Origin of the sequence: Lysinibacillus sp. NPDC092081 (genome assembly GCF_044755845.1) — a bacterium.
Classification (GTDB): Bacteria; Bacillota; Bacilli; order Bacillales_A; family Planococcaceae; genus Lysinibacillus.
The window spans coordinates 80,415-107,382 of sequence record NZ_JBIVRU010000013.1 but is presented as its reverse complement, the minus strand read 5'-3'; the positions used below and the strand labels follow the sequence as shown (position 1 = coordinate 107,382).

The 26,968-nt window shown below is 37.0% G+C and carries 29 protein-coding genes and 1 rRNA gene; 11 read left to right on the top strand and 19 right to left on the bottom strand.

What is annotated here, in order from left to right:
* A 16S ribosomal RNA gene (locus ACIQLB_RS17790) occupies positions 1-94 on the bottom strand; the annotation flags it as partial.
* Positions 95-626: 532 nt separating this feature from the next.
* Between ACIQLB_RS17790 and ACIQLB_RS17785 the strand changes: the two genes are divergently transcribed.
* Positions 627-1,052 (top strand): hypothetical protein, encoded by a 426-nt coding sequence (locus ACIQLB_RS17785; protein WP_400728590.1) that lies wholly within the window; start codon positions 627-629, stop codon positions 1,050-1,052.
* Positions 1,053-1,098: 46 nt separating this feature from the next.
* Here ACIQLB_RS17785 and ACIQLB_RS17780 read toward each other — a convergent pair whose 3' ends face one another.
* On the bottom strand, positions 1,099-2,778 hold the full coding sequence (locus tag ACIQLB_RS17780; RefSeq protein WP_400728587.1) for a hypothetical protein: 1,680 nt from the start codon (positions 2,776-2,778) through the stop codon (positions 1,099-1,101).
* A gap of 163 nt (positions 2,779-2,941) precedes the next feature.
* On the opposite strand from ACIQLB_RS17780, the gene ACIQLB_RS17775 reads away from it, so the two are divergent.
* The 3 genes from ACIQLB_RS17775 to ACIQLB_RS17765 all read left to right on the top strand — a co-directional run bounded on the left by ACIQLB_RS17775 (position 2,942) and on the right by ACIQLB_RS17765 (position 5,912).
* The gene (locus ACIQLB_RS17775) at positions 2,942-3,592 is read left to right on the top strand and encodes a lysoplasmalogenase (protein WP_400728584.1); all 651 of its coding nucleotides are present in this window, start codon (positions 2,942-2,944) and stop codon (positions 3,590-3,592) included.
* A gap of 29 nt (positions 3,593-3,621) precedes the next feature.
* On the top strand, positions 3,622-4,851 hold the full coding sequence (pepT, locus tag ACIQLB_RS17770) for a peptidase T (RefSeq protein ID WP_400728581.1): 1,230 nt from the start codon (positions 3,622-3,624) through the stop codon (positions 4,849-4,851).
* Between the two features lie 95 nt (positions 4,852-4,946).
* Entirely contained in the window at positions 4,947-5,912 is a 966-nt protein-coding gene (locus tag ACIQLB_RS17765) for a DMT family transporter (protein ID WP_400728579.1), read from the top strand.
* Positions 5,913-5,989: 77 nt separating this feature from the next.
* On the opposite strand, the gene ACIQLB_RS17760 is transcribed toward ACIQLB_RS17765, so the two are convergent.
* Both ACIQLB_RS17760 and ACIQLB_RS17755 read right to left on the bottom strand, forming a co-directional pair.
* On the bottom strand, positions 5,990-6,478 hold the full coding sequence (locus ACIQLB_RS17760) for a GNAT family N-acetyltransferase (RefSeq protein WP_400728576.1): 489 nt from the start codon (positions 6,476-6,478) through the stop codon (positions 5,990-5,992).
* A gap of 385 nt (positions 6,479-6,863) precedes the next feature.
* Positions 6,864-7,292 carry a DUF4395 domain-containing protein gene (locus tag ACIQLB_RS17755; RefSeq protein ID WP_400728605.1) on the bottom strand — a complete coding sequence of 143 codons (429 nt, stop codon included), beginning with the start codon at positions 7,290-7,292 and terminating at the stop codon, positions 6,864-6,866.
* 119 nt (positions 7,293-7,411) lie between these two features.
* On the opposite strand from ACIQLB_RS17755, the gene ACIQLB_RS17750 reads away from it, so the two are divergent.
* The 4 genes from ACIQLB_RS17750 to ACIQLB_RS17735 all read left to right on the top strand — a co-directional run bounded on the left by ACIQLB_RS17750 (position 7,412) and on the right by ACIQLB_RS17735 (position 9,934).
* Positions 7,412-8,119, top strand: a complete 708-nt coding sequence (locus tag ACIQLB_RS17750; RefSeq protein ID WP_400728573.1) for a Fe-S oxidoreductase — start codon at positions 7,412-7,414, stop codon at positions 8,117-8,119.
* A gap of 154 nt (positions 8,120-8,273) precedes the next feature.
* Positions 8,274-8,765, top strand: a complete 492-nt coding sequence (locus ACIQLB_RS17745; protein WP_400728571.1) for an RNA polymerase sigma factor — start codon at positions 8,274-8,276, stop codon at positions 8,763-8,765.
* A 5-nt stretch (positions 8,766-8,770) separates the two neighbouring features.
* A complete protein-coding gene (locus ACIQLB_RS17740; RefSeq protein ID WP_400728568.1) occupies positions 8,771-9,256 on the top strand; it encodes a hypothetical protein in 486 nt (161 codons plus the stop codon).
* A gap of 33 nt (positions 9,257-9,289) precedes the next feature.
* A complete protein-coding gene (locus ACIQLB_RS17735; RefSeq protein ID WP_400728603.1) occupies positions 9,290-9,934 on the top strand; it encodes a YesK family protein in 645 nt (214 codons plus the stop codon).
* Positions 9,935-10,402: 468 nt separating this feature from the next.
* On the opposite strand, the gene ACIQLB_RS17730 is transcribed toward ACIQLB_RS17735, so the two are convergent.
* The gene (locus tag ACIQLB_RS17730; protein WP_400728565.1) at positions 10,403-11,083 is read right to left on the bottom strand and encodes a GNAT family N-acetyltransferase; all 681 of its coding nucleotides are present in this window, start codon (positions 11,081-11,083) and stop codon (positions 10,403-10,405) included.
* Between the two features lie 12 nt (positions 11,084-11,095).
* The gene (locus ACIQLB_RS17725) at positions 11,096-12,208 is read right to left on the bottom strand and encodes a mandelate racemase/muconate lactonizing enzyme family protein (RefSeq protein ID WP_400728562.1); all 1,113 of its coding nucleotides are present in this window, start codon (positions 12,206-12,208) and stop codon (positions 11,096-11,098) included.
* A gap of 78 nt (positions 12,209-12,286) precedes the next feature.
* Between ACIQLB_RS17725 and ACIQLB_RS17720 the strand changes: the two genes are divergently transcribed.
* The gene (locus ACIQLB_RS17720) at positions 12,287-13,528 is read left to right on the top strand and encodes a hypothetical protein (RefSeq protein WP_400728559.1); all 1,242 of its coding nucleotides are present in this window, start codon (positions 12,287-12,289) and stop codon (positions 13,526-13,528) included.
* 65 nt (positions 13,529-13,593) lie between these two features.
* Here ACIQLB_RS17720 and nhaC read toward each other — a convergent pair whose 3' ends face one another.
* The 10 genes from nhaC to ACIQLB_RS17670 form a co-directional block, all read right to left on the bottom strand.
* Positions 13,594-15,039, bottom strand: coding sequence for a Na+/H+ antiporter NhaC (nhaC, locus tag ACIQLB_RS17715; RefSeq protein WP_400728556.1), 1,446 nt, complete (start codon positions 15,037-15,039; stop codon positions 13,594-13,596).
* A gap of 275 nt (positions 15,040-15,314) precedes the next feature.
* Positions 15,315-16,430 (bottom strand): amidohydrolase, encoded by a 1,116-nt coding sequence (locus tag ACIQLB_RS17710; protein ID WP_400728553.1) that lies wholly within the window; start codon positions 16,428-16,430, stop codon positions 15,315-15,317.
* A gap of 484 nt (positions 16,431-16,914) precedes the next feature.
* Positions 16,915-17,058 (bottom strand): hypothetical protein, encoded by a 144-nt coding sequence (locus ACIQLB_RS17705; protein ID WP_387086180.1) that lies wholly within the window; start codon positions 17,056-17,058, stop codon positions 16,915-16,917.
* A gap of 191 nt (positions 17,059-17,249) precedes the next feature.
* On the bottom strand, positions 17,250-17,579 hold the full coding sequence (locus ACIQLB_RS17700; protein ID WP_400728549.1) for an S-layer homology domain-containing protein: 330 nt from the start codon (positions 17,577-17,579) through the stop codon (positions 17,250-17,252).
* 12 nt (positions 17,580-17,591) lie between these two features.
* Positions 17,592-19,631, bottom strand: a complete 2,040-nt coding sequence (locus ACIQLB_RS17695; RefSeq protein WP_400728546.1) for a TRAP transporter permease — start codon at positions 19,629-19,631, stop codon at positions 17,592-17,594.
* Positions 19,628-20,143, bottom strand: coding sequence for a DUF1850 domain-containing protein (locus ACIQLB_RS17690; protein WP_400728544.1), 516 nt, complete (start codon positions 20,141-20,143; stop codon positions 19,628-19,630). Before ACIQLB_RS17690 ends, ACIQLB_RS17695 begins: the two co-directional genes overlap by 4 nt.
* Before the next feature lie 144 nt (positions 20,144-20,287).
* Positions 20,288-21,280 (bottom strand): TAXI family TRAP transporter solute-binding subunit, encoded by a 993-nt coding sequence (locus ACIQLB_RS17685; RefSeq protein WP_400728541.1) that lies wholly within the window; start codon positions 21,278-21,280, stop codon positions 20,288-20,290.
* Between the two features lie 167 nt (positions 21,281-21,447).
* On the bottom strand, positions 21,448-21,714 hold the full coding sequence (locus ACIQLB_RS17680; protein ID WP_400728538.1) for a hypothetical protein: 267 nt from the start codon (positions 21,712-21,714) through the stop codon (positions 21,448-21,450).
* A gap of 230 nt (positions 21,715-21,944) precedes the next feature.
* Complete coding sequence (locus ACIQLB_RS17675; RefSeq protein WP_400728535.1) at positions 21,945-22,496, bottom strand: superoxide dismutase family protein; 552 nt, start codon at positions 22,494-22,496, stop codon at positions 21,945-21,947.
* 187 nt (positions 22,497-22,683) lie between these two features.
* Positions 22,684-23,469, bottom strand: a complete 786-nt coding sequence (locus tag ACIQLB_RS17670; RefSeq protein WP_400728532.1) for a 3D domain-containing protein — start codon at positions 23,467-23,469, stop codon at positions 22,684-22,686.
* A gap of 280 nt (positions 23,470-23,749) precedes the next feature.
* Here ACIQLB_RS17670 and ACIQLB_RS17665 point away from each other — a divergent pair, with 280 nt between their 5' ends.
* Both ACIQLB_RS17665 and ACIQLB_RS17660 read left to right on the top strand, forming a co-directional pair.
* Positions 23,750-23,932 (top strand): putative motility protein, encoded by a 183-nt coding sequence (locus ACIQLB_RS17665; RefSeq protein ID WP_400728529.1) that lies wholly within the window; start codon positions 23,750-23,752, stop codon positions 23,930-23,932.
* 143 nt (positions 23,933-24,075) lie between these two features.
* Positions 24,076-25,194 carry a response regulator gene (locus ACIQLB_RS17660; RefSeq protein ID WP_400728600.1) on the top strand — a complete coding sequence of 373 codons (1,119 nt, stop codon included), beginning with the start codon at positions 24,076-24,078 and terminating at the stop codon, positions 25,192-25,194.
* A 44-nt stretch (positions 25,195-25,238) separates the two neighbouring features.
* On the opposite strand, the gene ACIQLB_RS17655 is transcribed toward ACIQLB_RS17660, so the two are convergent.
* The 3 genes from ACIQLB_RS17655 to ACIQLB_RS17645 all read right to left on the bottom strand — a co-directional run bounded on the left by ACIQLB_RS17655 (position 25,239) and on the right by ACIQLB_RS17645 (position 26,945).
* Positions 25,239-26,261: a GGDEF domain-containing protein gene (locus tag ACIQLB_RS17655; protein WP_400728526.1), complete on the bottom strand. Its 1,023-nt coding sequence runs from the start codon at positions 26,259-26,261 to the stop codon at positions 25,239-25,241.
* Between the two features lie 311 nt (positions 26,262-26,572).
* On the bottom strand, positions 26,573-26,716 hold the full coding sequence (locus tag ACIQLB_RS17650) for a hypothetical protein (protein ID WP_400728524.1): 144 nt from the start codon (positions 26,714-26,716) through the stop codon (positions 26,573-26,575).
* A 58-nt stretch (positions 26,717-26,774) separates the two neighbouring features.
* On the bottom strand, positions 26,775-26,945 hold the full coding sequence (locus ACIQLB_RS17645; RefSeq protein WP_400728521.1) for a hypothetical protein: 171 nt from the start codon (positions 26,943-26,945) through the stop codon (positions 26,775-26,777).
* Positions 26,946-26,968: the final 23 nt, after the last annotated feature.

Below are 26,968 nucleotides of genomic sequence, written 5' to 3'. Positions count from 1 at the left end.
TCAAAGGAGCAAGCTCCTTCTCTGTTCGCTCGACTTGCATGTATTAGGCACGCCGCCAGCGTTCGTCCTGAGCCAGGATCAAACTCTCCATAAAAAGAAATTTGATTAGCTCAAATTGTTTTGCTGGCATCATGTTTGATGTCCAAAAATTTTGTTTCGTTCACCAACTCAAGGTTAGTTACTAAAAACTTTATTGATTACGTTTTGCTTGTTCAGTTTTCAAGGTTCATTTTGTCGCCATTTCTTCAACAGCAACTCTTATATAATATCATGTCGTAAGCTCGATGTCAACAACTAATTTATTTGATTAAGTTGTTTTTCAGCGGTTGTCTTAACGACTTGTATAATACTACACTCTTAATTTAAAAAGGTCAACACTTTTTCTAATAAAAATTTATACTTTTTCATTCCATTGAAAATCTTCCTATTTAATAATTAAGTTATCATTTTGATCAAACCTTGTTCAATAGGTGATTAAATGAGAAAGTACATTGTTTTTCACGTTTAGAAGTGAGAGACTTTTTTTGTGGGAGAAGTTTATAAATTAAACAAAAAGACTCTTTCCTTTTTAAATAATTCCATTAATACTAATAGATGACCACTATGTGGAAAGGAGTTATACATAAATGTCCTATGTCAATAAAGATCTTGCTCGTACCTTAGAACAACTACATAAGCGAAGTGTAAGAGGTTTATTTTTAAAAATTCAAGACTTAAATAATGATTGTACATTATTAAGAAAACGACTTGAACTACAGATCGACCTAGCTGTTTATAAGAATGCTATTGATTATGTGAATCAATTCGTTTCCCACACTACCATCCTCAACTTAAAATTCATTACAAATACACAAAATCTAGAAGTCGTTGTGTTACATGCACTTTTATTAGCGCATATATTAGAAAACGAAGACTGTTATGCTTTTGAATATGAACATCATTTACTTCAAGGGTGCATTCTTGAAATATTTACGTTAAACGATCATGCAAAATCACTTTATACTAATCACCAGGAAAAGATGCTTCACTATATGGAATCTCAACCAACATAAAAAAGACGATCTTAGTAGCACATTGCAACTAGATCGTCTTTTTCTTTTATTTTAATCCTTTAATAATTATTGATCGAACTGGTAGGAATTGCTCTCCTGTATCACCATAAGTGAGAATGACATCATCACCTTCTTGTAAATAAATCGCAAGCGGTTCTGTTTCAGAGCTGACCAAATAGTTTTTCCCGTCATTTAGTAAAAATGATACAACTGTATAGTCACCGAGACGTTCCTTGTATACGCGAAGCACCTTTCCACTTACATTTTTCTCTTCTGCATGTGAGCTTCCTTCGACTGTAGTTCCACCGCGACTTAAGGCTGTTTTATATAATTTTAATGCCTCTTTAGGAGTTGTCGCATAAACCGAAATTTCAGGATTTGCTGCCGATACGATGAAATAATTTTGTAAGAAACCATTTGAATCAAGCACCGCTGTTAGCCAGCTAGCTTCACCGTAGAAGTTATACAATACCGGCATTTCTCCAGACCATTTTTTCTCTATAAATTTCTTCTCGATAATTTGCAAGTTACCTTGTGAATCCATATAAGAAGCGTCTTGATTTCCAGTATAATAGGTTGCTTGACCTGTTCGGGCATTTGTTAAGGAATAGCCAAGCATTGAATCGACACCCTCTTTAGGGCTCGTAAAGTCTGTGAAATAATACATATCGCCCTTCTCGTCAAAAATCGGGCTAACATTTTCCTCTGTTCCCTCATCTGAAGGAAGTTTTACATCTTTCTTACCAAACTTACTGTTCCAAAATCCGTGTACATAATTACCGAAATAACTATTTTGTAAGCTTACTGTCTCTGGAGAAACCGCTCCATCAATAAACTCTGGGACATCTTCCAACTTAATAACTTCTGATTTTCCTGTTAGCGCATCTACAAGCACGATCCCTTTTACATCGAAGCCATTACGTGCTGAAATAAATTCACCATATGAACGGATGTAGTATGGTTTACCCTCATCATCTATTTCAAGTTGTACATCTCCACAAAAAACAAGGAATGGATGTTGTAAACGTATATGACGCTCTAAATTTGAATTTAAATAAGCAGAAGGAACATACTTCATTTCCTGCTTAACAAATTTAGGATTATCCGCCGAATCCGTTGCACTCATTATAAAGTAACCAGGAGTCGTCCCGCCGTTCATCCATTTAAAGAAACCTGAAAACTCTACTGGCGCTATATAAACATATTCACCCTTCACTTTTTGAATTTGTAAGCGCCCTAACTCATAGTAACTCGTATTCGGTACTTGTCCGAATGCTTTTTTCATCTTATTACGCGCAAATTTAGGAGGAACACTAGCTGGCGTTTGTGTTTCATCGAATGGTTTTATTTCAACCTCTTCCTTCATTTCAGCTGATTTGAATTTTTCATTAGCATTCCATAAAGGGGCTGACAATACATACACTGCGACACCTAAACTAGCTAAAAATAAAACACCCTTTATTTTTCTTTCAATACCACTTGCAAGAAGTGCACCGCCTAATGTTAATAGAATAATAGCTGGCCAAAAAGCAAGCCAGTTTACATCCATCTTTGTCACATATACTGTTATACCAGTAGCTAAAAATCCTAGTACAAATACACCGATAAAGAAATATCCAATTACCTTTTTAGATCCGCCATCTTCTCGTTTTTTTGTTATAATCGGTGTTAATATAACACTCGCGATTAATCCAATGACTGCCGAAGCTATTAATAGCTTAGTCATTTTGCTCACCCTCTCTAACCTTACTGTCCACTTATTTACGGCTACATACTAAAAAAGTTTCATACATAAGATGAGTGAGTACCCTCTTGGGCATTTCCTTCACAAAAGAATAAAGGAAATTCTAACATAGATAAAGAATTTCAAAGAAAAGGAGATGAGAAATTTGTCTAAAAAAATTTTAATAGCATTTATTATTTTGTTTGGTCTATATTATATTTTTTTCCTTTCCCATATTGCAGAAAGCTTGATACTTGTCTTTAAAGTCATTCCAATGCTTTTAATCATTATCTTAGCCGCTACACAAAGAAATTTAGGCATTAAAAAGTATCAACTGCTGATCGTCATCGGACTTGTGTTTTGTATGGTCGGTGATTATACACTACAGTGGTTTCTAATCGGGTTAACAAGCTTCTTAATCGGTCATATTTTTTATATCCTCGCCTTTTTTTCTACTAATGAACGACAAGTACCGACTTGGGCGAAGATTGTATTACTCGTTTACGGGGCAAGTATGGCTGTGTGGATTGCAGGTACAGTGTTTTCATCAGGGGAAGTCGTGCTTGGTATCGCAGTAATTGCCTATATTTCAGTCATATTAACGATGGGTTGGACTGCGATTCGAACAGGTTCTACATTTGCAACGATTGGAGCTCTGCTATTTATTTCATCAGATTCCTATTTATCTATTAATAAATTTGTTATGCCCTTACCATTTTCTCATGAGGTTATTATGTTGACATATTACAGTGCCCAAATACTAATTGCCTTAAGCATCCTTCAATATTCCGAAATCCGAAGTAAAGTGTTACAATAATTTAGACATCACATTAGGAGGCCATACTTATGAAAGAACAAGTAATCGAGCGTTTAATTCGTTATGCAAAAATTGATACACAATCTGATTTCACAAGCGAAACAACTCCTTCAACACAAAAGCAATTTGACTTATTGCATGTACTAAAAGATGAACTTGCAGCAATAGGCTTAACTGACATTACATTAGATGAAAATGGTTATTTATTTGCGACACTCGAAGCAAATACAGATAAAAAAGTGCCTACTATTGGCTTTTTAGCACATGTGGACACTACAACAGACTTTACTGGCACAAATGTTAATCCACAGCGCATTGACAACTATGATGGCGGAGTTATCCAGCTCAATGAAAATCTAGCGATGTCGCCAACAGATTTTCCTGAGCTTAAAAATTATGTAGGTCAAACGTTAATTACAACGGATGGCACTACATTATTAGGCGCTGACGATAAAGCTGGTATCGCAGAAATTATGACGGCTATGGAATACCTAGTAAACACTCCTTCTATTAAACATGGTAAATTGCGTGTAGCGTTTACACCCGACGAAGAAATTGGCCGCGGTCCTCATAAATTCGATGTGGCTGCCTTTGGAGCCGACTATGCTTATACGATGGACGGCGGACCACTTGGCGAGCTACAATACGAAAGCTTTAATGCTGCAGGCGTAAAGGTTGTGACAAAAGGTACGAGTGTACACCCTGGTTCTGCGAAAAATAAAATGGTCAATGCCATCACAATGGCGATCGCCTTCCAAAATGAAATGCCTACCAATGAAGTACCAGAAAAAACGGAAGGCTATGAGGGCTTTATTCACTTAATGAGCTTTAACGGTGCGATCGAGCATACTGAGCTTTCTTATATCGTCCGTGACCATGACCGTCAAAAATTCGAGGCAAAAAAACAATTAATTCTTGATGCTGCGGCAAAAATTAAAGCCCAATATGGTGAGGATGCTTTAAGCATTACTATGGAAGATCAATACTATAATATGGGCGAAAAAATTGAGCCTGTTAAAGAAATCGTCGACATTGCACGCACAGCAATGGAAAAGTTAGATATTACTCCAATTACATTACCAATCCGTGGCGGTACTGATGGTTCACAGCTTTCTTACATGGGCTTACCGACACCAAACATTTTTGCAGGTGGAGAAAATATGCACGGTAAATTCGAATACGTATCTGCAGAAACGATGGAGAAAGCTACACAAGTGATTATTGAGATTGTTGAGCTATTTGAACAGCAAGGAAAATAGTTAGTTACGAAGAAGGGTTTGCCCCTTCTTCGTAATTTTTTTCAAAAACAATGACTGAATTTTCAAATTACACGAAAGGTTTTGAGGTGACTTTAATGAAAGAAATTGCATTAGGCATTTTAGCCTCACTTTTTTTTGCTGTTACATTTATATTAAATCATGCAATGGAAATGCAAGGTGGTAGTTGGCTATGGAGTGCATCCTTGCGCTATTTCTTCATGCTACCGTTTTTACTTGCGATCGTCTTCTATCGAAAAGGTTTTTCCCAACTATCAGGTGAAATGAAAGCACAGCCTATCGCTTGGCTACTTTGGAGCTTTATCGGATTCGTATTGTTCTATGCACCACTGACATATGCAGCAGCATTCGGTCCAGGTTGGCTCGTTTCCGGAACATGGCAATTGACAATTGTCGCTGGCGTATTACTAGCCCCCCTATTTGTTTCAGTAGTAGCCGGGAAAACTGTACGTCAAAAAATACCGCTTATTTCATTACTCATTTCATGTGTCATTTTAGTCGGCATTTTACTTATTCAAATACCACAGGCACAATCTGTTCCACTTAAAAGTTTAATGCTTGGCATTTTACCTGTTGTCATCGCTGCATTTGCCTACCCTCTTGGTAACCGCAAAATGATGGCAATCTGTGGCGGACGCATCGATACATATCAACGAGTTTTAGGAATGACCATCGCCTCAATGCCTGCATGGATTATTCTAGCTATTTATGCATTAGCAACGGTCGGGCTACCTTCTATCAACCAAGTGATGCAATCATTGCTTGTAGGTATAAGCTCTGGTGTCATCGCCACAACTTTATTTTTCATCGCAACTGACCGTGTTCACGATCATCAAGGCAAGCTTGCAGCAGTTGAAGCAACACAATCGACTGAAATACTCTTTGTCATTATTGGTGAAGTATTATTACTCGGCATTGCATTCCCAAATCCAATTGCTCTTGCGGGCCTAGGTGTCATTATTGTTGGCATGCTGTTACATAGCTACTATACGATGATACTAGGGAAAAAAAGTGCTGTTCCTAGCAGTAGTTCTACTCCGTAATATGAAAGACAAGAAATAGAAAAATGTACGTTACTAAATTACCTTTTAGTCGTGTACATTTTTTATTCTAGTGAACACTAAAATTTGTAAATCATTGTTTTAGATGTCCCTACTACTTCATAATCTTTAAAGCCTAATTTTTGATACATATTAATGGCCGTGTCATTTTCGAGGTCTACACTAAGTGAAATGGTATTGTATCCTTCATCCTTTGCTTGTTGAATTATTTTACGCATCAGTAAAGTTCCTACCCCTCTTCCTCTTACTTCTTTTGAAACAGCCATTCCTATTTCAGGCGTGTTGCCATCAATATAACCATAGCTTTTATTATTGTCGTCAAACAATCTGTACCAGACTGCACCAACAGTGTGATTTTCTGTGTTAAAGGCAATCAATACTTTATCTCCCTTTCTCCCCCAACCTTCGTGATATTTTCTTATGTCGGGCAAGTTTAGTAAAAATTCTTTTGATGGTTTATTCTCAGGAATATGAATAGACTCATATAACATATCTAGAAAGAACTCAAACTCTTTTTCACTACCTTCGAAGTTTCTAATAGAAAACATGAAATAATCACTCCTTCTCATTAAGGTATATTATATATTAAATTGTAATTTTTGGTATAATATTCATGACTTTGCGAGGATTTCATTTTTATCGGAACTCTTTGAAGATTTATCGGAACAATTTTAGCTTTTATCGGAACAATTGCAGTTTTAATCAAAAAAAGACGACTCAGTCACAATGGAGTGAGTCGTCTAGAGATTTTACGTTCCCAAAAAATGAGGGGGGTTTTAGGAGCGTTATCATGAACTAGCAAACTTCTGGAGAAAAGTAGCTAAAGTTCATCCTCTCTACACTGTATTGCAGAGGAGGAATAATCTTTATATGATAATGATAATCATTATCAGTTATAAAGTCAACATTAATCTGAAAATTATTTTAAGTTTTTTATGCCTTCTTCAGCGAGCGACGATATTGCCATTGCTTTAGCTGAAAAAGTAGGAAACAACCTATACAAAATCCTGCAATTGCTAGCGATGAAGCTACAGCAACCATTCCCGTAAAGACATAGCCAACCACCTGCCATTTAAGCAAGTAACCTAAAATTCCACCTGCTAAACAAAAGCTAGCAATTCTGGAATTGAATTTTTGCTGTTGTGCATCCTCTGGTATATATGTAGATGGCGCATTTTTTAGAAACAGCTTCCCTACCCGAATAATGGGGTTGTAATTACATAAAACACCAAGTAAATTTGCTACTAAAGGAATTGCTAAAATCCAAAAGACGCCTGTTACCCACGTTATCATGACACTTAAAAGAATCGTCCATTGATTGAGTCGAACGAGCGGCCTTGGGATTGCATGAGGCTGTGACATCATAAAACCTACCTTTCGGATATGTTTAATGTATTTTACTATATTGCATTCCATTTGTGAAGCAAAAATGATTAATTTATAATTGAAGTAACAGAAGACTGAAAGAAAAGGTGATCACAATGCCAGCATTAACGATGGATCAAGTTCGACAATTGAATTCCTATAGCATTTATACGACAGAACCAAAGCGAACATTATTTACATTAGCGGATATACATAAGGACTTTTACCATCCTGATTTTTTAAACCTTATGATGGGAATTACAGACGCAGCAACGGAAACAGCCGCTATTTCTCACTTTGCACGCCGCTACGGTATGTTTTTCGCTATGCAACTTTACATGCTTGCCGCCTATGACGAGGTGTGGGACGGTAAACCAATCGAGCTTCGCTTTGATGCAGCAAAAGAATTTGACAGTTTTACAGTCGCAATGTTTGTTAACCCAAATGATTGGCGTTATGTCGATGAGGATGGACGTCAAGCAGTTATTGAGAAGATCCTCTATGATGGGCACGTTATCGTTCAACAGCTTCGTAAAGTAACATCTATTTCCCCTCTCACAATTTGGGAGAATTTCTTTGGATATCTTCTTTGGCACTATCATATATTGCTTTCTAATCCCGGTCTAGCCGATCAGGCAATGGAGGATATTGAAGCTTTAGAGGACCCTAAAACATGGGCTCGTTTCTCCAACAAATCTTGGTGGGCACAATATACAGGAGGCCAAAGCCCCTCTTATTTAGTGAACGTCCCAGTACGAAAATCATGTTGTTTTTCTAAAGACATACCTGGTTTAATGGCTTGTGGATTTTGCCCGATAAAATAAAAAAGCCTTACCTCTCATATGAAAAAGAATCCATTTTGATTAAATTTTTATTCAAACTGGATTCTTTTTATTTTTTTACTATTACTAAAAAAAGTTAAAACTTTTTCCAATTTGAGTCGTCTCTTTAGTGCGCGATATCTTACGGAGGATAAAAATGATTAATCAAAATCCATTTGAGGTGATTGAAGAGATTTACGAGGAGCATTACACATATTTACGGAATTTTTTAATTGGATTAACTAAAAGTTATGACGTAGCCGATGACATCATTCAAGAGTTATTTGCAAAAATCTTAACAGATCCATCAAAAATCCAAGAAGTTACTTATATGAAAAGTTGGTTAGTAAAGGTAGCCAAAAATACACTCCTCGATCATTACAAAAAAAGAAAACCAGCGCTGTTTCATGATGAAAGTGTAATTGAAAGCTTATTAATTGATAATCAAACACCCGAGTCAAAAGCAATCATAAATTCCCAAATTACAACTACCTTAGGTTATTTATCGACGAGTGATAAAGCCATTTTTTTAGCTAAGTTTCATTATGGTTATGATTATCAAGAAATTAGTACACTTTTGGATATACCTATCCCTACATTAAAGTCCAAGATATTTAGGATGAGAAAGCAGATGGCTAAAAAGAGGTGAAAAAGATGGAGGATTCCCAAAAGATTCATATTCTTTCGCGGGAGTTAATCTCTGTATTTGATGAGTTAGAACAAGAAACAAAAGAAGTGGTTTTGGAACATATTCAAGACTGTAATGAGTGTAGGCAATTATTTAATGAATTAGCTGAAGGAAATTACCCGATGTTAGAACATAGTGAGGAAGTAGAAATAAAGCCATTAAAGAAATTAGTTCAGTTTAATCATGGCCTTAAATGGTTGTTTATTTCCATTAGAGCCTTCATTTTATTTTATATCATTTATTCTTCTTTTTACTTTTACAACTGGGAACTGTCTGCTGATGCGGCCATTGAATATATCAAAAGTGCCACTTTCATGTTCTATTTCCCAGCAGCTATTTTTTTATCAGTATTCACGATGACTTTTTTTACCAAAAGATGGATTATACTCTCAATTCTTTTTGATTTGGGGATTATATTTTTTTTAGACACATTTATGTCGATTTTCAATTAATACCTTATTATTTTGGAGGTGAATCAATTGGGGATGATAAGTTTAGTTGGTTTCATTATAGGGACCTGTATTTTCCTTTTTACTTTTATAGCTTTGAAAAAAACAGGAAAGTTCTACTTGGCTCCGATTGTGACATTTTTAATTGCTGTGCTTACCGTCCTATACGGATTGTTCAAAGTGGGGGGCTTTGAAGGGATGGGTTTTGGCATTATTGGAGTAGGTATTTTGATAGCTGCCATGGTTGGGACGTTGTTACTTCCTTTTACGAATGGCCTAAAAAAATCTGAATTTAACAAAGTGGATAAATCAATCTTGTTTATAGTCCCAGTCCTTATTTTTGCTATTATTGGTTGGGCGATCACCTTAGATGAAGGTTATTGGGTCAATGAAGAAGGCGTTATAGAGGCTGATAAAGATACTCCCTCCTACTATGAGGTATCTACGATTTCTGAAGGAATGAAACAAATTTATATTCAATTAGGCGAGAAATATGAAGGAAAGCATCTGGAAGTAAAAGATGTAAAGACCCTTGGGAACACTGAAGTCACAGTTAAGGTCGTCGATAAAGGAAAAGAAACGGGACTCCCCTTTATAAAGATAGGTCTAGATAAAATTGTTGAGCCGTTAGTAATCCAAACAACTGATGGAGAGATAATCAAGTCTAAATTTAATAACTGAAAAAAACTATTTAATTGTAACCGTATATCCTTATTAAATAATCGAGCGCTATTTGTTAGTGTAGTTAAATACCTTACATTGAAATTAAACAACTATATTTTTAACCCCGTCCTAAATTTAGAACGGGGTTGTGCTTGTTTGAGCTTTTAAAATTAAATACCTTTATTGTTATATTACATGGCTTTGTTCTTTTTATCATGGTTATAAATTTGAATCAGCTTGTCGACTCACACTAGTGATGAGGAGCTGTTGACTTTTCACGGAGAGTGGCGACTCCTACGGGATTAGCTTGCGCTGAAAGCCCCGCAGGAACGTAGTGACGAGGAGATTGAAGCCAAGCCCGCGGAAAGCGCCAACTCGGAGTGAAAATCAACCTTTGATTATTGATACCCCTTAATCTATATTCTTTTGTCGACTAACTAAGCCTTACCCTCACAATAAGTAAAAGGTAAGGCTTTTTGCTATTATTTATTTTTCATAAACGACGAACCAATCATTTTGATCCTCATACATAGAAGTACCCATATAACCCTGTTTCAAAAGCTGTTGCTGACCAGCTGTATCATCCATCGAAATCGCCTTCTTTTCTGTAAAGGTGGATAGCTCTTGTCGCAAGTCTTTATAGAAAACATATCGTAGCTTATCTACATACTTAATCTTTAATCCCTTTACGACTAATCCTTGAGAAAATTTATCCTTTAAGCTAGGGATATTATATGGCTTTACTGTTGAGCATACATAATCATATTTTTCTAAATCGATATGACCCATGACAACTTGGGCTAATGTTTTTTGTAAGCCATAGCCACGATATGTTGGTGAGACATTCGATATTTCTTGATATAAAACTTTATGAAATTCGTCCTCGGCAATCCCACAATCATAGCCAAGGTGCTCGTCATCAATAGGTGGGTTCAATAGTGCACGAAAGGCCATTAACTCATCCCCTACGTAAGCACCTATCATCATGCCATTGCCTCTTAAAATATAGTCAAATTCCTCCGTGCTTAATGGCTGTAATATACTTTGGTCTGCTAATGATTCATAAACCTCAAACTGTAATTTTTCAATTTCTTGCAAATGCTGAAGGTTTAGTGTTGTAACAAAAAACGGCGTTTCCCCAAGTACACCTTCATGAATTTTTTCCATTTCGCCGCCTCCTTAGGCCGTTACAATTGTTGAGAACTTACATAATTCTTTAAGGATTTCTTCATCTACGTCTACACCTAATCCTGGTTTTTCATTTAAACAGATAAATGGCACATCATAGTGTAAGTTTCCGACATCCTTAGAGAATTTTAATGGACCTGTTAATTCTACACTTGTCATTATTTTTTTAGAGAATGCTACATGGAAGCCAGCTGCTGAACCAACGGATGATTCTACCATTGAACCGATTTGACATTCAATGCCTGCCATTTCAGCCATTACTGCTAGTTTCATAGCAGGATAAATTCCACCGCATTTCATTAATTTAATATTGACTTTATCTGCAGCACGCTTTGCAATAATTTCACGCATTTCACGTACACCGCGAAGCCCTTCATCAATCATTAATGATACATCAGACTTTGACTTCACTTCTACCATTCCATCAATATCTTCACTATCTACTGGCTGCTCTAACCAATCGATATTTAGATCCTTTAATGCACGTAAACCTTGTAATGTAGTTGACGCATTGCCCCATCCTTGGTTTACATCTACACGAATTGCGATGTCTTCACCAACACGTTCACGCACCGCTTTGATACGAGCAACATCACGAACTACCTCTGTCCCTACCTTCATTTTAAATGATCGATAGCCCATCTCTACACGGTCAGCCGCCTCTTCTGCCATTGCCTCAGGAGTTCCAATGCTCAGTACATGCGTAATCGGGAATTTCTCATGATAACGTCCACCTAGTAGTTGGTACACTGGAACCTGTAACGCTTTACCTGCAATATCGAAACAAGCAATGTCAATCGCTGCTTTCGCTGCTGGGACATCCTTCACTACTTTGTTCATTTTATCGTGAAGCTTTTCAAAGGCCATTGGATTTTCTCCAATGATTGCAGGAGCAAGTTGGCTTTTTAATAGCGCGTACGTGCTCTCCCACGTCTCCCCTGTTACGTGCTCATCTGGTACTGCTTCACCGTAGCCTACAATACCCGTGTCTGTCGTAACCTTCAAAATAATAGAAGGCATTGTATCATATGTAGCATAACTGATGATAAATGGATCAATAAGTGGTAAATGAATTGCAAAAATCTCTACTTGTTGGATTTTCATTTTTATCAGTCTCCTGTATAATATAGTTGTCGCTAATACGTCGCTAATTGTTAAAAAAAATAGAAAAGGAAAGTGCCTATGTCTACTAAAATAGCGGTTATCTGCTCGAAAGCATTTATGAAGCGTATAAACAGTATCGCACAAAACATAGAGAATATTCAAATAGATTTTTATCTTTATAATCAACCTACAGAGGCACCCGTTTTGTTAAAGGAAATGAAGCCATGTGATGCACTCTTATTCGGAGGAACACTACCCTACTTACATGCCCAATCTGCACTGTCAGAACTGCCAATACCTTGGAATTATATAAAACAAGATGAGACGACAATTTCCACAACTTTGTTATCGCTTATAGCCAGTCATGCAGTACCTTTAAATAGAATTTCCATTGATGTTATGAATCCCGCTATTGTAGAAAATGTTTTAACAGAAATAGAGTATTGTGGTCCAAAACCATATATTCAACCTATTTCTATCACTAAACCTACTCAAGCTATATTGCAGCATCATATAGCTTTATGGGAAGCTAACAGCATTGACTTTGTCATAACAAGTATTCATAGTGTGTTTGATGAATTACAAGCTCTTCAAATACCTGCAATGCGTATGTTAGATGCAACTAACTCCATTATTCAATGCTTAGAGGAAACGAGATCCCAATCACTTCTTACAAAATCCGAGTCTGTAAAAGCCGTTGTTGGACTATTAGAAGCTCCTGAAAATAAACCTATAGACTATAACATATTAACGCAAATCTCAGTAGCTACACATTCAACTTATAAAGAAATTTCACCATACTCTTTTGAACTATATACGACAGCTGGGCATTTGCAAAAGGCACTCGAGAAAGAGAACTTACAGAACTTATTACAACAAATCGATCAGCCATTTAAGCTAGCATTCGGTTATGGTCATTCAATATTTGAGGCTAACCAAAATGCTAAGAATGCATTAACATTTGCTAAACCTTGTGAAATTTATATACTTGATGAACATAAAAACTTGCTAGGTCCATTTCCAAAATCGGAAGTAAGACTAGCTTTAAAAACAGATGATCCCTACGTTTTACAAATGGCCAAGCAAACAAGCTTAAGTCCATTAAATATTTCCAAGATCATTCATTTTAGCCGAGAGCGACAATCAGCACAATTTACATCCCATAATCTTGCAGAATACTTACAGGTTACACGCCGTACAACAGAGCGCATTATTAAAAAATTAGTGGATAACGGTTATGCTAAAGTAGTTGGTGAAGAAATGACTCACCAGCAAGGCCGCCCACGTACAATATATGAATTGAACTTTGCTATCTATTAACATAGAAAAATCTCTCGCAGATGCCTTTGCATCCGCGAGACTTTTTGTTAACTATCAGAAGAGATTTAGTCAGCCATGACCATGTCAGCATCATTTATTTCTTGCTCTTTTTTGCGCTTCTCAGCTTCTTCCATTTCTTCAGGTGTCAGCTTAACAATCGCAAATCCGATATAGGCATAAAAAATTGAAATAATAGGTACCAGGAAGTTAATAATGGCATATGGCGCATAGTCCATAGCTCCTACACCTAATGTTGCTAAAATAAAGACTCCACAAGTATTCCATGGGAAGAATACAGAAGTTAGTGTTCCCCCATCCTCTAACGCACGAGATAAGTTTTTCGAATGCAAGCCACGCTCTCTATACACATTCGCAAACATACGTGATGGAACAACAATTGAAATATACTGCTCAGAACATGTAGCATTTGTTGTAATACATGCAGCAATCGTTGAAGCAACTAAGCTTCCTGTTGATTTAGCAAATTTCATAATGACATTCATAAGTGCTTTTAACATGCCGGAATATTCTAACACCCCACCGAATGTCATAGCCACAATTGTCATTGAAACCGTATTCATCATCGAATCTAAGCCACCACGGTTAAATAGATTGTCCACCATTTCATTGCCAGTTGAAATCACAAATCCTTCTTGTAAAGCATGTACAGCCATTGTAGGTGTGCCACCTTGTACGAAGATTTGTAGTAAGAATCCTGAGATTATTCCGATAATTAAAGCTGGAATTGCAGGTACTTTTTTCGCTACCAATACAATTACACCAACTGGTACAAGTAATAACCAAGGAGAAATAACAAAACTTTCCTGCATTACTTTTAATGTCGTTAAAATGCTTTCTGATTTCATGGAGATATCTGCAAAGCTTCTACCCATAATTCCAAATACAACGATCGCAATGACTAAAGCTGGAATTGTCGTATAAAGCATATGCTTAATATGATCAAATAAGTCTGTGCCTGTTAAACCTGCTGCAAGATTAGTAGTATCCGATAATGGCGACATCTTATCACCAAAGTATGAACCTGAAATAACTGCTCCAGCAATCATTGCTGCAGGAATCCCCATACTTAAACCAATCCCCATACCAGCAACACCGATTGTTGCCATCGTCGACCATGAGCTACCAATCGCCAGTGAAACGATTGCACATAACAGCATTATTGTTACTAAAAACCAAGCTGGAGAAATTAATTTTAAACCAAAATAAATCATTGTTGCGACAACACCGCCGCCAATCCATGCGCCAATTGTCAAACCTACTAAAATAATAATAACAATCGCTGGTAAAGCTAGACGTATCCCCTTATACATCATTTCCTCAATTTCTATCCACTTAAATCCATGCATTTTAGCCACAATTGCTGCTACAGTTGTTCCAACAATAAGTGGTACGTGAGGACTTTGCTTTAACACAACTACTGTAATTAGCATAGCTATAATCATTAGTACAAAAGTCAGAAGTGCCCAACCCGCATTAATATCCTTTTTCATATAATCCATCCCCTTTTTTTGCACCAGTTGCCATTCTCGGTTGTCAAAGACGCAAATATTTTTTTATGTTTTTTAGCATAATATTCAAAAAATTAAAAGTCAACGCAAAAAAATTATGCTTCTCGAGCAATTTCGACTATTTTAGCGTATAAAAACGTTTTCAAATAGCTATTAAGGACAATGCGAAATATTCATACTTTTCGACAAAAAAGAAAAGAAAAAGGAATTATATCAAAAGAATTTTGTACTTTTGATATAACTCCCTCTCGCTATCATTATTCGTATTCAGGTTTTTTTTCTAACACACAAGCAAGTACTTTTGCGGCATCCATTAATGCTCTTCGTTCAAAAGTCATTTTTGGATGATGTAATCCTGGTGTTAAGTTGGCTCCAATACCAACCATTGTTGCTTTTAATTTAGGTTTTTTAACTGTGTAAAAATGGAAGTCATCACTTCCAGGTGTTGTAATTTCCCCAGCTAAATGCTCTTCCCCAAGTGTTTCAATAATTGCGTCTTTAGCCATACGTGCAGCAATTGAAGAAACCTCAGCACCAGGTGTGAAATCTATCCATTTCCAGTCCATATCAATCTCAAACTGCTGTTGGATTGATGTTAAGCCAAACTCAATACGACTACGAAGTAATTCTAATTGATTATTACGTTGCGCCCGAATATCCATTGAGAAGCTCGCAGTGCCTGGAATAATATTCGTACTACCACCGTCTGCAACAATCTTCGTTAACTTTGCAGAATGAGGCTCGAAAGGTGATAAATGTATACTATGGATCATTTGCTGTACGGCCATAATAACATCGATTGCATTTTTCCCTTGATGAGGTCTAGCACCATGGGCATCAGTGCCTCGTATTGTTCCTTCTAAAAAATAAGCCGCTCCGTGATGGATAGCAGGCGATACCTTGCCAAGTGGTAACTCTTCAATTGGTCTTAGATGAACACCAAATAAATGCGATACACCATCAACAGCTCCACGTTCAAAGGCTGCACAAGCTCCATTCCCAAGTTCTTCAGCAGGCTGGAAAATAAAACGAACACGATGTTGCAATGGTCGATCTTGCAGCAGTAATAAAGCGCCAAGCACCATCGTTATATTTGCATCGTGCCCACATGAGTGGTTCGCTTGCCATTCCCCATCCACTTCCTGCCATAAAGCATCTATATCTGCACGTACAGCAACAATTTCATCACCTGTACCAATTTCAGCAATTAACCCCGGAACATCCCCTAACAAACGATAGGATACGTTTAACTCATCTAAAATGGACGCAATCTTTTTAGTAGTTTCAAATTCCTTCCAGCTTACCTCTGGGTATTTATGGAAATGTTCAAACCATTGATAAATTGCTTCTTCTACTGTTACTGCATTTGACATAACTACACCTCTATACGCATTTTTGTTTCTCATTATACATGAAAGTATTTCTTAAAAGTACATATGGATTTAGACCTATATATATGAAAAAAAATATTAATATGACTCCATACAGCCGAAGAAATCAAATATTAAATAAAACGTATATCATATATAAGTTGATTTCCGTTCCGACTGGGCGACTCCTTGGGGATCAGCAACAGAGGAACGAAGGCTAAAACCATCACGTCCTGTGATAACGCCTTCGTGACCAACATCCCGTTGCTCCAACGCCCCCAGGAAGCTCTGCTCTGCGCGAAAGCGTAGCGGCAGCAACAAATGTTTTATCTGTGCGAAAGCGTAGCGGCAGCAACAAAGCGCCCAGTCGGAACAAAAATCAACCACACGCTATTGTGAGGATCCAAAAATGATTAATATATGTAAAAAAAACGAAGGACTGTGTTAAAAGTTATTTCTACCTTTAGCACAGTCCATCAAATATTTATTATAAACTTGTAAAAAAACCTTCTGGATATTCTTCATAATGTACCATCGTTAGTTGCTCCTCATTTTTTTCCTCTTCCATATTAAGCTCAATTTCCTGATCCATTAAATACGTTTCAAATTTTGAGTTCAACAACTTTTTCATTTAATCACCCCCTTTTTATTTAATTGAATTTTCTGATAAAAGAATTATACAATGCCCTTTGTAAAAAAAGCAATAAACGATGCTCATTATGCATAAAAAGTATAAAAACAATCTACTTTTTAGATTGAAATTCCGGGTTTATCAGAAAAAGAGATGTATCAAATTACGATACATCTCCCTTATAGTAAGACTTATAAACCAAGTGCTCTGTACATGAACGCCGTAAATTGTGCGCGTGTTAAGTTTTCATTCGGTCTAAAATTACCGTTTTCATCGCCTAGTGCAATGTTATGGTCCGCTAAAGCGGCAATATATCCACTCGCCCAGTGTGATGGATCGACATCTTTGAACGTACTATTGCCTTCTGGCGTTAAGCCAAATGCAAGCACCATCATTTTTGCCATTTGGGCACGAGTAATATAAGCATTCGGACGGAAAGCCCCGTTTGAACCGTCTATAATACCCGCTTGTTGGAGTAGTGTAATTTGTTGATAGTAAGGATGGCTATGTGGGACATCCAAAAATGATATTACTTAAGCTATAGCACTCGTTTTACTATTTTGATTGTCATCATCGTTACCTTTTTGCTGTGTTACATATTGAATAACAAACATTACAATAAAGATGGCTAAACCAGCCCAATCCGAAAATTTTTCTGGATAGATAAGAAGTAAACCAGCTGCAATCGCAATAATGCGTTCAAACCAAAGCATTTTGCGATACCAGTAACCAATTACTCCCGCACCTATAGCTACCATTCCTGTAATAGCCGTGATTACTACCCAAATAATTTCAGGTATAGTTGTATCGATCATTAGCAACGCCGGTGAAAATACAATCATATACGGAATAATAAACGCTGCAATAGCAAGCTTTGCTGAGTTTACACCTGTTTTAATCGGATCCCCACCAGAGATCCCTGAGGCCGCAAAAGCAGCAAGCGCAACAGGTGGCGTTATATCAGCAATAATACCAAAGTAGAATACAAAGAAGTGAGCTGATAATAAAACGACTACTGGTACTAATTCCTGTGGTGTATTCGGTGATAATAATGCCACGATTGCAGGAGCAGCAATTGTGGACGTAATTACATAGTTTGCTGTTGTCGGAGCCCCCATCCCAAGAATTAGGGAAGCAATCATAACAAAGATCAGCGTTAAAATAATACTACCACCAGCTAAAGCTACTAAGCTATTAGCTAAACTTAAGCCTAAACCTGTTTTTACAACTACACCTACGATAATACCTGCACAAGCTGTTGCCGCTACAACACCAAGTGCTGTACGAGCACCTTCAACTAATGCATCAATAATATCCTTTGGTTTTAAACGTGTTTCTTTATTAAACATAGTAACACCAATAGAAATAAGAATACCGTAAAGGGCAGCATGCATTACTGCTGTACCTGTTAACATTAAAACGATGATAGAGATTATCGGTAATAGAAGGTAAATTTTCTTAAATACCTCTAGACGATTTGGCATTTGATCATCACGTAAGCCTTTTAAACCTACACGTTTCGCTTCGAAATGAGTCATGATCCAAATACCTGTAAAATAAAGCAATGCAGGTATAGCCGCCGCCTTCGCAATATCCCAATACGTAATTCCGCGACCGATAAACTCAACCATTAAAAACGCTGCCGCACCCATAATTGGAGGCATTAACTGCCCACCTGTAGATGCTGCTGCCTCAACGGCACCCGCGAACTCTTTGCGGTATCCAAGCTTTTTCATCATCGGAATCGTATATGACCCAGATGTTACAACATTCGCTACAGAGCTCCCTGAAATCGTACCTTGAAGCGCACTAGAAAATACCGCTACTTTTGCAGGACCACCAATCAATTTACCTGCTATAGCTACTGCTAAATCATTAAAGTATTGACCAACACCTGTTTTGACAAGGAATGATCCGAAGAGTAAAAACACAAAAATAAATGTGGCAGAAACACTAATCGGTGTTCCAAAAATCCCATCTGTCGTATAATACATGAGATTAACAATACTCTCTACATCTTGCCCTCTGTGTGCCATAAAATCCGGGAAATACGGTCCGAAATAGGCATAAATTAAGAAACATATTGCAATGATGGTAATCGGTAAACCTACTGCACGACGAGCTGCCTCAAGCACCAATACAACAGCTATGAGACCAACAATAAAATCTGTTTGTGTAATAGTACCATTACTATTGACAAGCTCTGTATAATTCATCGTCCAATACGAACCTACTGCAATGGATAATACCGCTAAAATATAATCGAACCATGCAATTTTATTCTTTGCTGCTTTTTTTCGAGCAGGGAATAGTAAGAATATTAGGGTCAAACCAAAACCTAAATGTATCGTACGCTGGATTTGCGCTGGGAATTGGCCTTTAATTGCTGTGTAAAGCTGAAACAACGAAAATGCTAGTAGTCCAAAGAAAATGACATGCTTCATAATGCCTGATACCGTTCGGACATTGGATTCAATATCATATTTCTCAAGTATTGCTTGTTGCTCTTCAGCTGATATTTGTTCGAATTCTTCTTTTTTTACGTCGTCGTTTGATTTATGTTGTGTCGTCATTTCATCCTTGCTCCTTTCCATTGTTCATAAAGCGATAAACGCTTCACCTCAAATAAATAGGATTTTCCCCTTTGTAAGTTTTTTTTAAAATCGTATTCATAATCCTCGTAATCTAATACAAGATCTAAATCCAAATCGGCTATATAGATCGTAAAATTTTTAATAACTTCATTGTCAAACTGCAAAAAATATTTACCATTTCGTTCTGTTAATGTTTGATTTTTCTCTGCATAGCTTGGCATGCCGATTGCTAAACTTTCATACTCCATCCCTAACATTTGAATACTTGTTCCATCTACACATTTATAATGTTCGAGTACATCCGTTTTATGGATGGAGTGAGTGTATCTAATTTCAAATGTATCCTCAGTTGTCAGTGGTATATAATGCACAACCGGATTATTTATACGTGTTTCCGTAAATGCGAATACCTTTTGAAGAGGAAGAAAAATGACTATACTCAAGCAAATACATAAAAAAACTATAACAATTATTAATGTTCTCTTTCGCACTACATCTGTTCCCCCACTTAAAAAGCTATGTACGGAAGAAAAGAGACTCGAAGCTTTACGCAATCCGAGCCTCTTTTATTTAAGAAAATAACTTTCTACTCGCCATAAGCTATAGTTTTGAAAAATCCAAACCCGAATGTTCCGTTATTTCTTTTCATCAAAGTATTTTTTGGCACCTGGGTGAACGTCAATGCTGATACCCTGTAAACCTGTCTTAGCGTTGATATACGCCCCTTTAGGGTGAGAAATTTTATCTTTGTTATCATAAATAGCTTTTGTTATTGAATAAACAACATCATCTGAAAGATCTTTTTTCACCGCTAGCATTGCAAGCACTGAAACTGTTTCAGTATCTTTTGCAAGACCATACGTACCAGCTTTTACTGTGTCTTTTGCGTAGTAAGGATATTTAGCAATTAGCTCATCTGCTTTACCAGGATCTACACCGATAATATTTACTTTAGTTGTTGCATTTAATGCCTCAACAGCACCTGTTGGCGTACCCGCAGTAATAAACGCTGCATCGATTTGCCCCGATTGAAGACCGTCAGCAGACTCACCAAAATCAAGGTTTTGTGCTTTGATATCATCCATTGTTAAACCATGAATCTCAAGTAATTGTTCAGCATTTGCGTAAGTTCCAGAACCTGGAGCACCTACAGAAATCTTTTTCCCTTTTAAATCAGCGTATGTTTTAATGCCTGATGCTTCAGTTGTTACTAATTGGATTGTTTCTGGATAAAGTGCACCTAGAGCAGCAATTGCATCGATTTTTTTACCATCAAACATCTTTGTTCCTTCAGTGGCATAATAAGCAATATCTGATTGTACAAAGGCAACTTCACCTTTAGCATCTTGCAAAGCCGTCATGTTGGCAGCAGATGCTTGAGAAACTTCAGCAGTTGTTTTGATGCCTGTTTCTTTCGTAATTAGATCCGCAAACGTTCCACCCAATGCATAGTAAGTACCTTGCGTTCCACCTGTTAATAAGTTCAGAAATTTAGGCTTTTCAGATGATGCCGATTCTCCCTTATTCGAGTCCTTTGAACCTGTTCCACTATCCGAACCACATGCAGCTAAAATCAATAGCGCAAAGGCACTTAATAGCATTAATAACCTGAATTGTTTTTTCTTCACAGTAACCTTCCCCCTTGGTTAAAAATAATAATCTATTTAAAATTATCAAACATAGTATAATAATGTCAATCTATTTATTGTAAATTCAGTCTTTTATAATTATACCTTTCTCCTTAAATACCTAACATTTCCGGATTAAACTAATAACTTCTTCACACTGAATTTATCTACATTAATCCATTAAATTCTTTTTCCAAGAAAACATTTTTAATTGCTACATGTATAAAAAATGCATATTCATTATTGAAGTAACCATTTACTTCTTTTTTAAATTGGGGAGAGCATTTGTTAAAAGGAATATTATGTGAATAAGTTGATTGGAGTGGAGGCTGGGCGACTCCTCGGGGATCAGCGATAGGGGAACGAAGGCTAAGAGCATCACATCCTGTGATAACGCCTTCGTGACCAACATCGTGTTGGCCCAAGCGGCTCATCGGACGCCCCCAGGAAGCTCTGCTCTGTGCGAAAGCGAAGCGGCAGCAACAATGTTTTATCTGCGCGAAAGCAAAGCGTCAGCGACAAAGCGCCCAGCCGGAACGGAAATCAACCCTACGTTATGATGACGATTTATTTCGAACATTAATCATTTGTTGTCGATTTTACCCTTAAAACAAAAATACTGTATCTAAAGTGATTTACTTCAGATACAGTCGATTCATTTTCCTTATTGAATAATGCCACAAGCAATTCTAGCACCAGAATTACCGGAAGGATCTGTTTTATAATCATCCTCAGATTCATGAATGATTAATGTAGTGCCTCCATCACGTAACAATGAGTTGGCAGCATCTTTTTCTAAAGTTAACCCTTCAGCTAAGAAATTCAGATCCACTTTACCATCTTCTCCAACTTCTAAATTCGGAAGATCCCCTAAATGATATCCCTTAGGATTAAGTTTCCCATGCTCTTTATGCGTTGGATTAAAATGCGGACCTGCTGATTCAAACGTCGGTGGTTCACACTTCCCAACTGAATGAACATGAATGCCATGAGTTCCGGCAGGCAATCCCGAAAGTGCAAGTGTTACCTTAACCCCATTATCCTCTTCCTCAAAATATGCATTGCCATAGCTTTCATTATTTTTACCAATTACTTTCGCGGTTGCCGTTGGTCCTGAATTTGCGTTAACTGCCACTTTTTGCTCCTTCTTTTCAAAGAAACCACAACCACCGACAAATACTAATAAAGAAATAATTATTAAACTCATTTTTTTCATAAAAATACCTCCTCTATTTCTGATGGTTGCCAACAATCCCTCCACTTATGCAATTTCAGTAGAATTTTGCTAATTATTGGTTAAGGAGTAAATTGTTCATACTTGGCTTTTAATGGCTTTGACGCTTAAAAATAATGATACAAAATAAAAGGATATCTCTAATAAACGAGATATCCTTCAACTTACATTAATTTAAAATTTTTACAGTTACATGTTTGACGCCCCACTGACGAGCTTGTCCCTCGGTAGGAATAAATACATCAATTTTATTACCTTTTATCGCTCCGCCAGTATCTGCTGCGATTGCTTCACCATAACCTTCAACCCAAACCCTGCTACCAAGAGGAATTACACGTGGATCTACAGCAATTACCTTTAAGTTTGGATTAGATCTTATATCTGTTCCGTTCGCTGTAATCCCCGAACATCCTTCACAATACGCTGTATAGGCTGTTGCCCGCATTGTTAATGTTTTGCCCGTATTTGCTGGTGGTGCACTCACTGAGTTTGTGCTTGATGTCGTTACTTTCTTTTTGCTTGATGTCGTTGCTACCTTATTTGTTTTGCTTTCGGAAGTTTTAGGTTTTGCCGCCGATGCTTTGATAGCTAATGATTCCCCTACATAAATTAGATCAGATGAAAGGTTATTCCATTCCTTTAATTCTTCCACTGATACACCATTTACGCGTGCAATTGAAAATAATGTATCCCCGCCCTCAACAAAGTGCTGGTCTTTCATAGAATTATCATTTTTCGATTCGACTACATCTAAATCTTGCTCTGGATAAAACCATTTCGCGTCTGGGTCGATCATTGGCTCATAATCTCCTAAAGATAAATTGTAAATTTTCGAGATTCCCCACAATACGTCGTATGGCTTAAAAGTGAGTTTTTCCTTAGCAGATGATGGACTGGCAAATAAACTTAATCCCAAGGTCAATGTTACAGCTAAAGCTAAAGCTTGTTTTTTCATATTTTGTAACCTCCATATTTGATTATTTTGCAGTCTGCTGCTAGCACACTAGAGTTAGGCTCTTTTATGCAAGCAATGTTAGAGAATGCAATTAATAACTCAGGACAACGGACCTGATAGTACGAATTATTTCTATAAAAACGGAAAAATATACAATATCAATAATATTTTTGGGAAATTGAGTAATTTTGCAGAAAGAACATTGGGACTCTATTTGCAATTTTTATATGTTGGAAAATCAGTGTTTTTATACGATAATATGGTAAAGGAGGAATGTATAATGGAAATTAATACAATAATGTCTTCTCAGATTATGGAGCTACAACAAACTGTACAAATGAGTGTTATGCAAAATGCGCTTAATTTAAATACTGCAGCCGCTATCGAATTATTAAAAGATCTGCCACAGCAGCAAGTGGCCATACATCCGTATAAAGGGGCAGCCTTTGATATTTCAATTTAACCTATTTCACTCCGGCGGATGTCACAGAATCGGAAAGGAGTTCTTTGTGCAGAGCACAAAGCCGATTCAGGACGCAATTATGCCGTGGCATAATTGATATCAGGTTAATAAATATTGGAAAGTTGGTGCCCTTTTTGATTCGAGTGATCATAATGGATGATGAGCCATTAGCTCTTATAAACATGGAGAAAAAGTTAAAAGAATTTTATTCAATAGAGGTCATTAAATCTTTTACAACTGCAAAAGATTTGCTTGCAGAGGGGCCAAGCTTGGATTTTCAAGTAGCATTTTTAGATGTTGAAATGCCTGGCATGAACGGTTTAGAGATTGCACGGCTATTAAAAGAATGGAACAAAAACATTTTTATCGTATTTGTCACTGCGTATCGGGACTATGCTGTCCAAGCATTTGAAATTCACTCCATTGACTATTTATTAAAGCCTATTTCAAAAGCTCGTCTAGAGACAACTATTAATAGAATCCAAGAACTCCTTCACTTAGAAAATAAATCGACTCCTATACAAATACGAAATAAACCCGCACTTACGATACAATGCTTTGGAGGATTCGTTGTTTTACACAATGACAAAGCAGTCCATTGGAGAACGCTTAAAACAAAGGAATTATTCGCCTTTCTTTTTTCCAATCTTAATAACCCTGTACCCCGTGATACAATCATCGATGCTTTATGGGCAAATACAGAATTTAAAAAGGCAAGAGTTCAGTTACATACAACAGTTTCCTATTTACGTACTACGCTTTCAGCACTGGGCTATTCAGAAGTCATACAGTATGCAAATGTCTGCTATATTTTGCAACTAGAGGATTTTCAATGTGATGCCCATGACTTAGAGCGAATTTTAAATGGTAAAACGGAGACTGGTAAGATTGATGTAGAGAAGGCTGAGGCACTACTACAAAACTACCAAGGTGAATTTATGGCCTCATTAGATTATCCCTGGATTACTAGTAAGGCAAATTTTATGAACAATAAATTTACTCTTTTACTTCATGATTTAGTAGAGCATTATACAGCAATACATGATGTAAAAAAACGAGAAGAAATATTACTTATAACGATAGAGCATAATCCATATTCCGATAAAACCATCCGTCAGCTAATAAAACACTATATAGAAGTGGATAACCGAGCAAGTGCAGTAAAGGTTTACAATTCCTTTAAATGTACCTTGTTAGCGGATCTCGGTATTTTACCCGAGCAAGAAACAACTGAGGTATTTAATGCTATATCGGTTGAATAATTTTAATCTATAAAAGGCATCGAGAAGATAACTCTCGATGCCTCTTATCTTGTATTCATTTCAGATAATTCTTCGACGACACAGATACAATTCCTTCCTGACTGCTTCGCCTTATATAATGCTTGATCTGCAATTGTAATGATCTGATTAGCAGTCTTGATATTTGCTGTAAATGCTGTAATGCCGGCAGACATTGTAACTGGCCTGCCACACTCCGTATCTAACAAGGCCTGCTTAATACGTACATTCTCCGCTAAATCTAAAGCCACATCTATTGTCGAGGATGGCAATATAACCATAAACTCTTCCCCACCATATCGAAAACACATTCCCTGTTGCCCAATGTTCTCCTGCATATGAATTGCGAAAGCTTTTAAAACTTCATCCCCTACAGTATGTCCATAAGTATCATTTATACTTTTAAAGTCATCTAGATCTATTAACACTATTGTATGTGGCACTTTATTGATGATTAGCTCATTTAAAATTTGATCCATCCTTCTACGGTTAGGAATTCCCGTTAAAGAGTCTAAATTCAGTTGATTCGTTAAATCAAATATTTTGCTTTCCAAACTTATGACCATGTTTTGTACTACTTTTTTTAACGAATGTGCTTCGTCATACCAGTCATCCATTTCTTCAAGCTTCTGTATTTCTTCTCTCTCCACGCTAGTAGAAAGCTTTTTTAAAGGTCGTGCAATTTTGAAAGCAAGCCATACAGCTAATACAAGTACTGTAACTAACCATAATAGTAAAGGAATGATTATACTTTTTATGAACGCGCTAAATGAAACAACCCTTTCATCAAGTAACTTGTCAACCACTTGCATCATATAAGGTTCGATCGACTTATCTTGATTTGGTTCCATCAGTTTTTCTTGTACGTAGCTTTCTGTGATTACCGAAACTTCCTTCACATAATTTTCCTGCATGGCAATCTTATTTTTCATAAGAATGTCGTTAAAATTTCGATAGCTACTCCAAATACTAATACTAGAAGTCGCAAGTACAACAATTACCGTCATACTAACAATAACAAACGATAACTTTAACTTGAATTTACCCACAATAGATCATTTCTCCCATTGAGATGATTTTTTGTTAAATTTTTATACGCTTTAACCCACAAATTACTTATTACTTCATCATACGTCACGCCTCTTAAAAAAAACTTAAACACTAATGACTCTCCCTCAAAATATGTACTTGACTGCACAGTAAGAAGAGTCTCAAATCTCACGCTACGCCCACAGCAAAGCAAGTAGCCTGTAGCGGAAATCAGCTCCCCTCCATTATTTCTGATTAGTCTGAAAGTATTATTTTTAAAAATTTCTTATTTCCATTTACTAAATTTCATGGCATGGTAAATATAGTACTTTTAACTTCTTTCAGCAGATGTCTTTTGTAGCGAAAGTGAAACGTCAGCTACAGATGTCCAAACACCCGCTGAAATAGAGGAACTCAGTCTAAGAACGCCACGTCCTGTGGCAACGACTGAGTGACCAACATCTTGTTGGCCCAAAGCCTCCGGCGGATGTCACAGAATCGGAAATGAGTTCACATAGGATGTTAGCCTAAAATCATCGCATCCATGCGATAACGCCTAACTGACCTGCATCGGTAAAAACGCCACGTCCTGTGACATTACCGAAATGACCAACATCGTGTTGGCCCTCGGTAAAAACGCCACGTCCTGTGACATTACCGAAATGACCAACATCGTGTTGGCCCTCATGCAGGCCTACGCACAAAGCCGATTCCGGACGCAATTATG